The sequence below is a fragment of the Paenisporosarcina sp. P4_D4 genome, from assembly GCF_056401835.1.
The window spans coordinates 1-13,202 of the sequence record NZ_JBFUIO010000069.1 but is presented as its reverse complement, the minus strand read 5'-3'; the positions used below and the strand labels follow the sequence as shown (position 1 = coordinate 13,202).

The 13,202-nt window shown below is 40.6% G+C and carries 12 protein-coding genes and 1 pseudogene; 1 reads left to right on the top strand and 12 read right to left on the bottom strand.

The features are described from left to right. The 5 genes from AC1DSL_RS13120 to AC1DSL_RS13100 form a co-directional block, all read right to left on the bottom strand. The coding region (locus AC1DSL_RS13120) for an ATP-binding cassette domain-containing protein (RefSeq protein WP_477532506.1) at positions 1 to 222 on the bottom strand (222 nt) is incomplete at its 3' end. Then, entirely contained in the window at positions 219 to 998 is a 780-nt protein-coding gene (locus AC1DSL_RS13115) for an ABC transporter ATP-binding protein (RefSeq protein WP_477532505.1), read from the bottom strand. The genes AC1DSL_RS13120 and AC1DSL_RS13115, both read right to left, overlap by 4 nt. Then, on the bottom strand, positions 988 to 1,938 hold the full coding sequence (locus AC1DSL_RS13110; RefSeq protein ID WP_477532504.1) for a branched-chain amino acid ABC transporter permease: 951 nt from the start codon (positions 1,936 to 1,938) through the stop codon (positions 988 to 990). The genes AC1DSL_RS13115 and AC1DSL_RS13110 overlap by 11 nt, the downstream gene beginning before the upstream one ends. A 12-nt stretch (positions 1,939 to 1,950) precedes the next feature. After that, complete coding sequence (locus AC1DSL_RS13105) at positions 1,951 to 2,826, bottom strand: branched-chain amino acid ABC transporter permease (protein ID WP_016428855.1); 876 nt, start codon at positions 2,824 to 2,826, stop codon at positions 1,951 to 1,953. An 89-nt stretch (positions 2,827 to 2,915) separates the two neighbouring features. Then, positions 2,916 to 4,091, bottom strand: coding sequence for an ABC transporter substrate-binding protein (locus AC1DSL_RS13100; RefSeq protein ID WP_016428856.1), 1,176 nt, complete (start codon positions 4,089 to 4,091; stop codon positions 2,916 to 2,918). Positions 4,092 to 4,469: 378 nt separating this feature from the next. On the opposite strand from AC1DSL_RS13100, the gene AC1DSL_RS13095 reads away from it, so the two are divergent. After that, positions 4,470 to 4,793 carry a hypothetical protein gene (locus AC1DSL_RS13095; RefSeq protein WP_477532503.1) on the top strand — a complete coding sequence of 108 codons (324 nt, stop codon included), beginning with the start codon at positions 4,470 to 4,472 and terminating at the stop codon, positions 4,791 to 4,793. 331 nt (positions 4,794 to 5,124) lie between these two features. Here the strand turns inward: AC1DSL_RS13095 and AC1DSL_RS13090 are convergent. The 7 genes and pseudogenes from AC1DSL_RS13090 to AC1DSL_RS13060 all read right to left on the bottom strand — a co-directional run. Beyond that, a pseudogene (locus tag AC1DSL_RS13090) lies at positions 5,125 to 5,417 on the bottom strand (GyrI-like domain-containing protein); the annotation flags it as partial. 32 nt (positions 5,418 to 5,449) lie between these two features. Further along, on the bottom strand, positions 5,450 to 6,010 hold the full coding sequence (locus tag AC1DSL_RS13085; protein ID WP_477532502.1) for a sugar O-acetyltransferase: 561 nt from the start codon (positions 6,008 to 6,010) through the stop codon (positions 5,450 to 5,452). A 28-nt stretch (positions 6,011 to 6,038) separates the two neighbouring features. After that, on the bottom strand, positions 6,039 to 6,599 hold the full coding sequence (locus AC1DSL_RS13080; protein WP_477532501.1) for a DEAD/DEAH box helicase family protein: 561 nt from the start codon (positions 6,597 to 6,599) through the stop codon (positions 6,039 to 6,041). Between the two features lie 91 nt (positions 6,600 to 6,690). Next, complete coding sequence (locus AC1DSL_RS13075; RefSeq protein ID WP_477532500.1) at positions 6,691 to 8,331, bottom strand: hypothetical protein; 1,641 nt, start codon at positions 8,329 to 8,331, stop codon at positions 6,691 to 6,693. Then, the gene (locus AC1DSL_RS13070) at positions 8,324 to 9,124 is read right to left on the bottom strand and encodes an ABC transporter ATP-binding protein (RefSeq protein ID WP_477532499.1); all 801 of its coding nucleotides are present in this window, start codon (positions 9,122 to 9,124) and stop codon (positions 8,324 to 8,326) included. The genes AC1DSL_RS13075 and AC1DSL_RS13070 overlap by 8 nt, the downstream gene beginning before the upstream one ends. Positions 9,125 to 9,357: 233 nt before the next feature. Then, a complete protein-coding gene (locus AC1DSL_RS13065) occupies positions 9,358 to 10,845 on the bottom strand; it encodes a glutamate synthase subunit beta (protein WP_477532498.1) in 1,488 nt (495 codons plus the stop codon). 22 nt (positions 10,846 to 10,867) lie between these two features. Beyond that, positions 10,868 to 13,202: glutamate synthase-related protein (locus tag AC1DSL_RS13060; protein ID WP_477532497.1), on the bottom strand; the 2,335-nt coding region annotated here is incomplete at its 5' end.

Sequence of the window (13,202 nt, the reverse complement as noted above, 5' to 3'; positions counted from 1 at the left end):
GCCTTGAGCTGGTTTACCTGCGATTGAAGAATTCATGTAATTAATGATTCCTGATTTGGGCTTAAGTAATCCTGAAACTGTTTTTAGTAGAGTGCTTTTTCCGGCTCCATTTGCTCCGATTAACGTTACAATTTCACCTTCGTTGACTTCAAGTGAAATTCCTTTTAGTGCCTGTATATTTCCATAGTAAACGTCCAATTGATCTACTTTAAGTAAAGTCATTTCGGAACCTCCTCTCCTAAATAGGCCTCAATCACTTTAGGATGGTTACGGATGTATTCAGGTGTGCCATCAGCTATTAATACCCCATGGTCTAACACATAAATTCTTTCACAGATACCCATAACCAAGTTCATATCATGCTCAATTAATAAAATCGTTAAATTGAACTTTTCTCGAACAAATGCGATTAATGACATTAAATCGTGTGTTTCTTTATGATTCATCCCCGCCGCCGGTTCGTCTAATAATAATAATTGAGGTCCCGCTGCTAAAGCACGGGCAATTTCCAATCTTCTTTGCTTACCATAAGGAAGATTTTTTGCAATCTCATCTTTGTATTGGTCCAATTCGAAAAGCTTGAGAAACTCTAAAGWTTTCTCTTCCATTTCTTTTTCACCAGAAAAGTGAGAAGGCAAACGCAAAATCGAGCTAAACATCGAATGCTTTGCTAATGAATGATAAGCAACTTTCACATTATCTAAAACAGATAATTCATTAAAAAGTCGGATATTTTGAAACGTACGACTAATTCCCCCACGGGTTACTTGATATGGCGCCAGTCCATTCAAACGTTTTCCGTTGAATACAATCTCACCTTCTGTTGGTACATACACGCCAGTCAATAAGTTAAAGCTAGTTGTCTTTCCAGCACCATTAGGTCCTATAAGACCAATTAACTCTCCCTGATGGATTTCTAAGTTAAAATCAGAGACAGCCTTAAGTCCACCAAAATGAATGCCAACATTTTGTACTTGAAGTAAAGGTTTACTTACCATATTGGTTGTCTCCTTTCGAACTTTTCCATGATTTAAAATAATCGGTTATTTCGCGTGTTCCCATTAATCCTTTAGGTCGGTATAACATGACAATGATTAAAATAAGACTATAGATAATCATACGTGTTTCGGGATAACTTTGAAGAAAAGTCGATACAATCGTTAACAGCACTGCTGCAATAACTGCTCCAGATAAACTTCCTAATCCACCTAACACAACGTATATTAAAATATCAAATGATTTTAAAAACGTGAAGTTTGTAGGTTKAATAATATAAAAATTATGAGCATATAAAGCACCTGCAACCCCTGCAAAAAACGACCCTATAACAAAGGCTGTCACTTTGTAATAAGTTGTATTTATTCCCATAGCATCTGCAGCAATCTCGTTTTCTCGTATAGAGATACATGCGCGTCCATGTCTGGAATTAGTAAAGTTCACAATCACAATAATCGTAATTACTAAACAGACGAAAGAAGTTGTCCATGTAGTTAATTGATCAACTTGCATACCTGCTGCCCCACCAACATAGTCAATGTTAAGAAAGACAATACGAATAATTTCTCCAAATCCTAATGTGGCAATTGCCAAGTAATCACCTTTTAATCGTAAAGAAGGAATTCCAACGAGCATTCCGGCTAATGCAGCAACCAAACCAGCCATGACGATTGCAAGAGCAAAAGGTAGCTCAAGTTTCATTGTTACGATAGCTGATATGTATGCCCCAATTGCCATGAATCCCGCATGACCAATTGAAAATTGTCCCGTAATCCCAATTACTAAATGTAAGCTTACGGCTAATATTATATTGATGATAATAAAGATGAGTGTGTTTGAATAAAACTGATCCAAAACTCCACCGGTGATGAGAAATTGGATAACTCCATAAATCACTACCGATAAAATGATAAATAACCAGAATCCCTTTATCTTTTTCATATGTGCCTTCACCTACACTTTCTCTCGTGTATTTTTCCCAAAGATGCCATTCGGTCTGAAAATTAGAATTAAAATTAGAATGATGAAAGCTGCCGCATCTCTCCATAATGAGAATCCTAAGCCACTTACCACCGTTTCAACAACTCCAAGGACAAGACCTCCGACCATTGCTCCTGGAATAATACCAATACCACCTAAAACGGCAGCAACAAAAGCCTTCAACCCTGGAATAACTCCCATTAATGGTTCGATCTTTGTATAATACACGCCAAAAATAACACCAGCGGCTCCAGCTAAAGCTGAACCAATCGCAAAGGTAGCTGAAATCGTATTATCAACATTTATACCCATCAATTTTGCTGCGTCTACATCATGTGAAACGGCACGCATTGCTTTACCAATTTTTGTTTTATGTACGATTAATTGCAAAATAATCATAAGTATCACTGATACAGAAAGGATTAAAATAGACTGACTGCTAATTTGAGCCCCGAATAAATCAAAAGAAATATTAGGCACTACATCTGGATATGCTTCCGGTTGAGCACCTCTAACATATATGACACCGTATTCAATAAGAAGTGAAACCCCAATTGCGGTAATTAAGGCGGCTATGCGAGTTGCATTTCGAAGTCGTTTATAGGCAATTCTTTCAATGAGGACACCAAATGCTGCACATGCAACCATTGACAATAATAATGCTGGGAAAAATCCAAGTCCAAACGCGGTAATTGAATAAAACCCAATAAAAGAACCTACCATGAATACGTCCCCATGGGCGAAGTTGATTAATTTAATAATTCCATAAACCATCGTGTAGCCAAGTGCGATTAACGCATAGATGCTGCCGAGTGATATTCCGTTAATTATCTGTTGAATCCATTCCATGTATTCTCACTCCCTTATAAATTCTCAACATCTTAATAAAAACAAGATGAGAGGATGGTTGTTCCATCCTCCCATCTCAAGTTAAATCATTAAGGATTTACTTTTGTATTAAAGACTTGTTTGCCATCTTTGTATTCCAAAATTGTTGCAGACTTGATTGGATTATGTTGCTCATCAATTGTTACATTTCCAGTAACTAAAGATAAATCTTTCGTTGCTGCTAGTTCATCTTTAATCTTAGTTGTATCTAAATCTCCTGCACGTTCAATTGCGTCTGCTAACAAATAGACAGAATCATAACCAAGTGCGTTAAATGCGTCAGGTGATGCGCCGTCATATTTATCAGAGAAGCTCTTAACGAATTTTTGAATTTTCTCATCTGGATCTTCAGAAGAATAGTGATTTGTAATAAATGTATTATTAAGTGCTTCTGCACCTGCTAATTCAACTAACTTCGGAGAATCCCAACCATCAGCACCCATTAGAGGAACATCAATGCCCATTTCTCGAGCTTGTTTTACAATCAAACCAACTTCTTCATAATAACCAGGAATAAAAATGAAGTCTGGTTTTGCTGATTTAATACGCGTTAATGTCGAGCGGAAATCTGTATCTTTCGCAACGTACGCTTCTTCAGCTACAATTTTCCCACCAGCTTCTCCAAACGTTTCTTTGAAAGATTTTGCAAGCCCTTTTGCGTAGTCACTTGAACTATCAGAAAAGATAGCTACGTTTTTAATTTTCAACTCATTTGCTGCAAAGTTAGCTGCCACTGTTCCTTGGAATGGGTCGATGAACGAAGTTCGGAAAGCAAACTCGTTTACACTACCATCTTCATTAACAGTTACGTTTGGACTTGTACCAGAAGGTGTCAGTAGAATTGTTTTATTCTTATTCGCAATTTGTGCTTGTGCAACTGTATTACCGCTTGTAGCTGCACCAATAATTGCAGTAACTTTGTCCTTGCTTGTTAATCTAATGGCCCCACTTGTTGCTTCTGAACCCTCGGATTTATTATCCACTTTAATAATTTCAATTTCTTTACCGTCGACTCCACCGGCTTTGTTAATTTCTTCAACAGCAAGGTCGATTCCTTTTGAGATTGAAGAACCAAAAGAAGCAACACCGCCAGAAAGCTCTAAGTTCGCACCAATTTTAATGGTGTCTCCGTTAGCTGAACCCCCACCTTCTGCTCCGCAACCAGTTAAAATACCAGCTAGTAATGTAGAAACCACAGCCAATTTCGTAAACTTTCTCTTTATCATACGCAATCCCCTTTTTGATAATTCTGAAAACTTAATTCACAAAATGTTTATGTGAGTTTAGTAGTCAGATACTATCATTATTTTATAGTAAGCAATTTGATTGTAAAACAAGATAGCCGTTTAGTCTATGTTATTTTTTGTTAATTTAGATATTTCGGAATATTAATTAACATAATATAATGATTTTTAAAATTATTTGTTGTATAAGTGTGACTTTTATTAATATTATTTATCGAGAATAAATAGTTAGAATACTCTTTTTTATTTATTATCATTTATATTTATCCGAAACCTAAAGCTGAATCAAAACGTATAGATGGAATAATAGGTAAAAAATGTTATTACCACGATAATTATTCTGATACTAGGAGCGAGGTTTTGAAAAAGTTTATCACTTTAAGCGTAACTATTTTAATTATTGGGAGTTTGCATGGAATTACTGCTTTTATATTTGACTCTAATTTTGTTGATATTGCCATTCCCTTCGGGTTAGCAGCTATATTCTTGGCATACATTTTTACAAACAAGGGCGGGGCCTTAAGTCGTCAGATGGATAGGCAGATTCAAGGAGAAACCGGTATTCGAATGGCCACGACAAAAAAAGTGACCAGTCAATCATTTGTCTTCCTCGGATCAATTGTGTATTTTTCTCTGGCGCTATTACTTACACTTTATATTTATAAAGATTATTTCATTAATTAATAAGGAACTTAAAGGAGGTTTTTATGAGAAGTTTTGACGTCAGATCATTAAAATTTGTACTGGTCATCCATACTGACTGCCGCTCGAATATAGGCTTGAAACAGTATTTATGAAACCGAAGATAGGAAAACAAACGCCCGATACAAAAAATTTTATTCGGTTAGGTGATAAGAAATAATCGTTGTATGGTCTTCTTTAGTCTTAAGCTCTGTTGAACATCGATATTGATAATTAAGCAAATTAAAAAGGACTCAATTGAGTCCTTTTTTGAATTTTTATTAATATTTGACCAATGCATGCAGTAAGTATGTAAAAGATTTTTACCGGTTATTTATTTAGGTATCACGGGAATCCACAGTTCATGTCTTGGTTTATGTTTTGGTCCGTAATAACCTTCGATACATGGTAAATTAGCAAGTTCATAACCCGAAGTTGAAGCCCATTCGGAATATAAATGCTTCCATGACATATTAATTAATTCCTGCCTAAACCCATCTTTTTTTGCACTTCCCCAAAGCATCGGAATAATTTTAAAAGCCCTGCTTGTTTTTACTGACTTACTCTTTCCCACAATTCTCATTTCAAAATCAAGATTTCAATTCTGTACTCCATTTCCGTGTCCCCTTAATTGAAATTTGATTTCATTAACCAATAAACTAAAATTCTATTTCCTTTATCACTCTTGCCGGGTTTCCACCTACAATCACATTTTCAGGAACATCTTTCGTCACGACTGCCCCGGAAGCAATGACAACATTATCACCAATCGTTATACCTGGATTGATGATTGCACGCCCACCGATCCAAACGTTGTCACCGATTGTAATAGATTTTCCGTATTCGTGCATCGTGTTCCGTTCTGCCGGATGAATCGGGTGGGTTGCCGTATACAAATGGACGCCAGGTCCCATAAAGCAATTGTCTCCTATACGTACTTCACACACATCGAGAATGACGCAATCGAAGTTAGCGAAAAAGTTCTCTCCTACGTGGATGTTGTATCCGTAATCGCATCGGAATGTGGGTTCAACGTATAAGCTTTTACCCGTTGAGCCAAACAAATTCTTCAGCTTCTTCACTCTCTTGTCCGTCTCATATTCAAGTGTATCGTTAAATAATCTGGTTTTAAGTCGGGCTGTCCCCCGTTCGATTGTCAGTTCCGGATCTGCGGGATTGTACATATCACCAGCAAGCATTTTCTCTTTTTCAGTAGCCAAATGGTGTACCTCTTTTCTATCGCAACTTTTATAAATCGAATCTTTTTCTAATTAACTCCGCAGTTTCAGCTGCAGTCAAATGCGTATTGTTAACTTTTATGTAGTTTTCCTTCTTAATTTCCCCATCGATTGAGTTAAGCCTAAATTTATTAGCTACGCTTTTCAGATGTGCCTCTGACCATGATATGTCTCGTTTGGTTGGTTTGTGTTCAAGGCGATGAGGGGATTTATTTCGTTCAAGTCTTTCATCCATACCAGCCTGCAACTCAACGATATAGACTATCGCTCCTTTTGATTCGAAAATTCGACTTATTTTCTCGACATAATCCCAGTCGACTTGCACATCGAAACGCCACACAAACGTAAAAATCACACCGTACATCTCACTTATCGCAAACTCCTCGAACATTTGCTGACGGAATGATTTAACCAACCGATTTCCCGCTTCGGTGCCGTAATCAAAAAATGGATGGACGAGCTCGATGGTCAGATGATTATGAAACAGCTTTAAGTCCGTTATCTTTTCCAGTTCATGCCCGACTGTCATCTTCCCGACAGCCTGGGGTCCCACGATGATGACAAATTTCATATTTTCCTTTCCTTTCCTGTTTTTACTTTGATAACAGAATTTCGCTACAAATCCAACAAGTGTGGTGCCTGACACCCAGACCCAGCTTTTCTCATCTAACCAAAGGCTTTGAAGATGTTTTCGGGAAGATGAGTGCCCAACCGATGACGACAGCTCCCAGTAGGAGAATAAAATAGATGGGTAATGCGTAAGGGACCTTCAATGCTAAGTGATGAGCTCCGTAAAAGAGTCCGGTGACTAAAGCGAGCAATAAGGTTTTGGCGGATTTGGCTTCTTTAATGAATTTGAACGACTTAGAAAACGGATGAATCTCATTGTCGAGCAGTTTGTAGGTCACGAGAGTCTGTACAATACCAGCTAGGAAGATAATGACCAACTGCGGCAGGAGACTGACCGAAAACAACCAAGTAAAACCAATGCTGACGACAAGGAAGATTGGCATGTATAGTTTCACGATGAACGATTTTAGTGTCGCGCTATATGTTGACGTAATCTGCTCAAGGGGAGTGGTCTTGAATATCCAGCTTGCTTTGTCGTTTCCTGAGTATTGGAGCATTTGAATGACTGCAGGTATCATAAAATTACAGAAGTAAATTGATAAGTATCCGTTCCCACTTGAAACTTCCTCCATGGAACTAAAGCGGGTTTGATTCACCACGAATAGGAAGGGGATGAAAAGGGACAAGGCCAATACCGGATAAACCTTCAGTTTGAATTCCCTGTCCTTCTCCATCATCAATCCTGCAAAACGGAACATCGCTCGTTCTTCATTTGTTCGACATAGAATCTTTGCCCAGAATTCGTTAACGCCACTCCATCTCTTCTTGCTTTTGGTTGAGTGAGTCAGCAACTTCTGCAAATTCCGTTCGAATGAAGGCATCATCTTCACGTAAACAATCAATGAAATAACCGGAACCAGTAAGGCTAGGATGGATAATCCAATCAATGGTGTGGAAAAATCCCCGCGCAACAACAGTTCGAATGGGGCACCGAACCAGAAGGCAGGAACAAAGAGATGCCACCAGTCGAATTGATAAATAAATCCTGATGTGGTGAACTCAATTGACCTCCCAACAAGTTGGTACCCCAAGAAGATACCGATGCTCAAGATGATTTGGACATAGTTGATGATGTCTTTAAGACGCTCGCCATCAAAAAATTTCAACACCAACAAATATAACAGTGCCGTTAACACTACAACGAACAGGCTAACAAAAATTAAGACCCCCACAAACAACAGAGCAAATAAGGGACCTTGGCTGAACAAACTGACAGCTACCGGAACAGTAACAAAAGCACAGGTAATTGACACCATATAAATTAGCACATGAATGGTTTTGGCCGCCTGGACGGTCCGATTGTCAACCGGTCGGCTATTCAACATGGTTTTATCCCTTAAATCCAACAAAACGGTTGAAAAGTCGGTGATCATGGTGGTCATTAGGATGAAGATGATGATGCCGAAAACCAGGCTTAATTGAATCATATAGTTTTCACCCAGCAGGATGAAGGGAATCAAAATCAACCCGTAGAGTGCATAAATGCCCAATGATTTCAGGAAGTGATTTTCTCCTTCTTCTGGATTGGCTCCATCGAAAATGGTTGGTACACGACGGTCATCCATCGTAAGCTTCAATTGAAGAATTTTTCGCATGACGTCGTAATCAATACCTACTGCTATGAACAATTTACGAAATACATCCAGCATTCTCAGTGAGCGAAAATTATCCATGCTGTTGTCCCCCCGCCATTGTCGTGACAAGGCGTAAGGCAATATTCCGATGTTCATTAAAACCCGTCAATTGATTGAAAATGTCTTCTAGAGACCCTTGTTCACTTTGCATGACCAACTCCTCGAACGTTCCATCTGCTACAATCTCACCTTCCACTAGAAGGATGATTCGAGTACTGATTTTTTCGACGACATCCATGATGTGGGACGAATAGAAGATGGTTTTGCCTGCAGCTGCAAGCAATGTGATCATTTCCTTGACGACCATCATGCTGTTGGCATCAAGCCCGCTCAACGGTTCATCGAAAAATAATAAATCCGGGTCATGTAACAAGCTTGAGATAATCAAGACTTTTTGTTTCATTCCCTTCGAAAAGGAAGAGATGCGGCTGTCATACACTTTCTCCAGTCCGAAATCCCTCAGCAAGTCGAGTGCTTTGTGCTCTGCTTCTTTTCGATCAAGTCCATAAAGCTCACCTGTGAACGTCAAATATTCCCGTGGCGTTAAGGTCTCATACAGTTCCGCATTTTCAGGAACATAGCCAATTTTTTTCTTATATGTAATGTCACCGTCAGTAATATCCTGACCGAAAATCTCCACTTTTCCCTTGTATCCATTAATCAGGCCCAGCATGATTTTAACGGTGGTACTTTTCCCTGCTCCATTCGGCCCAATATAGCCAATGATTTGACCTCGGTAAACGTCCAAATTGATTCCTTTTAAGACGGATTTATTTCCGTAATTCATCTTCAAATCGGTAAGTGACAACATCTTTTCTCTTGATCCATTCATGTTAATTCCCCCTATTACCAGTTTAACATGTTTCCAACATTTGGATATACCTATACAATTCTTTTAATGCTGTAATACATGGATACACTCTTGCATTAATTATTCAAACTGAGTAAAAGGCAAAAGTGCAACATGTCGACAAAGGTTAAGCTACACCTGCCATCAGATGTGACGTGTGTAAAATGAAAAAGGAGCATACTTTCCATTGTGGAAGTACACCCCTATTTGTATACCTATGGCAGTACTGTTGTTCCCATCAAGTAGCGATCACATTCCCTCGCTACCTCACGCCCTTCGTTAATGGCCCATACAATCAAGCTTTGCCCGCGACGCATATCACCTGCAGAAAAAACACCTTCTACATTTGTTGCATACTTGCCGTATTCCGCTTTGACMGTAGAGTTTCGKTTTGTTTCAACATTCAATTGCTGAAGAAGTCCTTGCTCCGGACCATTAAACCCTATGGCAAGCAAAACAAGATCAGCTGGCCATACTTTCTCGGTCCCGGGAATTACTTCGCGGACACGGTTTCCATTTTCATCGATGCGGAGTTTTACATTAATAGTATGAACTTCTTTGACGTGACCATCTTCGTTCCCTACAAAATGTGTGGTTTGAACGGCATAGGCGCGTGGGTCTTCTCCAAATTTACTGGCCGCCTCTTTTTGGCCATACTCCATACGATGGATGATGGGATATTGTGGCCAAGGATTACCCAACTCGTCACGCACCGCACCTTTTTTATCGTAAATATCAAACTGCGTTAAACTTTTGCAATCATGACGAACGGCTGTCGCCAGACAATCTGTCCCTGTATCGCCACCCCCAATTACAACGACCTCTTTGCCTTCCGCTGAAAGGAAATTGCCATCTTGAAGATTTGAATCCAGCAAACTTTTAGTATTGGCATGAAGGAAGTCCATGGCGAAATGAATGCCTCTTAATTCTCGACCCTCCAATTGGATGTCACGATGAACCGTTGCCCCTCCACATAAAATGGTCGCATCAAACTCAGTTTGTAGTTTTTCAACAGGGTAATTCTTTCCAACTTCTGTTTTGGTAATGAACGTAATGCCTTCTTGAATTAATAAGGCAACCCGTCGTTCCACCATTTCGTATGGCAATTTCATTTCAGGAATTCCATACGTCAACAATCCGCCTACGCGATCGTTACGTTCGAAAACCGTTACCCAGTGCCCTGCTTTATTTAATTGCGCTGCCGCAGCAAGACCAGCTGGTCCAGATCCGATGACCGCTACTTTTTTTCCTGTACGTTTTTCGGGGGGCTCGGGAACGACCCAACCTTCTTCAAAACCTCTGTCGATAATGGCACGTTCTACGGTACGAATGGCAACAGGAGGTTCGTTTATTCCAAGGACACACGCACCTTCACATGGAGCTGGACAAGCTGTACCTGTAAATTCAGGGAAGTTGTTCATTTCATGTTCACGCTTCAAGGCTTCCTGCCATTGCCCCTGATAAACAAGGTCATTCCATTCAGGTATCAAGTGATATACCGGACAACCGGATGTCACCCCGTTGATTTCAGTTCCTGTATGGCATGTAGGCACTCCGCAATCCATGCAGCGTGCTGCTTGTATCTGCACTTCCTGTTCCGTCATCGGTGCAGTATAATCCTGCCAATCCTTTACACGATGTTGCGGTTCACGTTCTCGTTGCGAATGACGCTCATACTCCATAAATCCAGTTGGCTTTCCCATCGTATCCCTCCTTTTCGCCAGATTATTTTTCCGCTCCTACTTTTTTACTTTCCTCAAATGCAGTCATTTGTGCATCGAATACCGTTAAGCCACTATCGTGAAGCTCTTTGATTCGATCGTTTATCGTTAAATAGGATTTCGGAATAACTCGCACAAATTGTGATGAGTATTTCTCCCAGTAAGTTAAAATGCGTTTGCCCAGTCCACTGCTTGTATACTCCACATGCTTTTCAATCATTGAGAAGACCTCATTCAACTCTTCTTTATTTTCAATTGGCTGGATATGAACGAGCTCCGCATTGCACTTGGATAGGAATGTTCCATCTTCATCAAAGACATACGCTACACCACCAGACATCCCTGCAGCGAAATTGCGTCCGGTTGAGCCAAGAACGACCACTTTTCCACCCGTCATATATTCACAGCCATGATCGCCAACTCCCTCTACCACTACGTCGGCACCACTATTACGGACACAGAAACGTTCTCCAGCGACTCCTTGGATATATGCCTCCCCGGCTGAAGCCCCGTAAAAAGCAACGTTACCGATGATAATATTTTTCTCGGGTGGGAATGTGACCACTGGATCGGGATGAACGATGATTTTCCCGCCAGACAATCCTTTTCCAACAAAGTCATTCGAATCTCCAACGAGTCGAAGCGTTATTCCCCGGGGAATAAATGCACCAAAGCTTTGACCTGCAGATCCTTTTAACGTCAGACGAATGGTATCCTCAGGTAGTCCTTTTTCACCGTATCGTCGTGTGATTTCGCTGCCGAGCATTGTTCCGGTTACCCGGTTAATATTTCGAATTGCTGTTGTAAATTCGATTGGTTGTTGTTTTTCGATGGCGAATCGACAAATCGGTATCAGCTCCTGGAAATCGAGCGTTTTCTCTAAATCATGGTCTTGGTCTACTGTGTGATAGCGACCTACTTTTGCTGGCAGATTAGGTGAGTAAAGGAGTGCGGACAAGTCGATGTCTTTCGCTTTCCAATGGTCAATCGCTTCGTTTACTTCAAGTGCATCTGTGCGTCCCACCATTTCATTGATTGTTCTGAAACCAAGTTCAGCCATCAGCTCTCTCGTTTCAGTGGCAACAAAACGCATAAAGTTCGCGACATGTTCAGCATCCCCCGTAAATTTCTTACGCAGTTCAGGATTTTGCGTCGCAATTCCTACTGGACATGTATCCATATGACATACACGCATCATGACACAGCCGAGAACTACAAGTGGAGCGGTCGAGAATCCATACTCTTCTGCTCCGAGAAGTGTGGCCAATACTACATCTCTTCCGGTCATCATTTTCCCGTCTGTTTCCACAACGATTCGATCACGAAGTCCATTTAATAGCAAGGTCTGGTGCGTTTCAGCTAAACCGATTTCCCATGGCAGCCCTGTATGTTTCAGACTCGTACGAGGTGCCGCCCCCGTACCGCCATCATATCCACTGATTAATACAAGGTCTGCTCTTCCTTTTGCAACACCAGCAGCAATTGTTCCCACCCCAACAGCGGATACCAATTTAACGCTGATACGTGCTTGTGGATTAGCATTTTTCAAATTATGAATAAGCTCGGCTAAATCCTCAATGGAATAGATATCGTGATGCGGTGGAGGTGAAATGAGTTCAACCCCAGGTGTAGAGCCACGGACTTCTGCAATCCACGGATATACTTTCTTGCCAGGCAAATGCCCACCTTCACCTGGTTTTGCCCCTTGAGCCACTTTGATTTGGATTTCATCGGCATTGACAAGGTAATGGCTCGTCACCCCAAATCGGCCTGATGCCACTTGTTTAATTGAACTTCGTCTGGAATCTCCATTTGAATCAGGTGTGTAACGGTCGATATCTTCTCCGCCTTCACCTGTGTTACTTCTTCCGCCTACGCGGTTCATGGCAATCGCCAATGCTTCATGTGCTTCTTTCGAAATGGATCCATACGACATGGCACCCGTTTTAAAGCGTCGACAAATTGTCTCAACGGATTCTACCTCTTCAATCGGCACGGACTGTACTTTCTTAAATTTTAAAAGTCCACGCAATGATTGTAAGTTAGTTGTTTCATCAGTTAACAATTTCGTGTACTTTTTGAACAAGTCATAGTTATTTGTACGGCAAGCATGTTGAAGCGTATGGATGGTACTTGGATTGTATTGATGGTCTTCCCCGTTCGCACGGTATTGGAATTCATCACCAGCCTCCAGAGCCTGCTTGTTCCCACGATTTTCGCCAAACGCCATTTCATGACGCATAAGCACTTCTTTTTCAATCATTTGGATGCCGATTCCACCAAGTCGTGAAGATGTTCGTGTGAAATACTTCTCGATSACATCCATGTGAATGCCAACC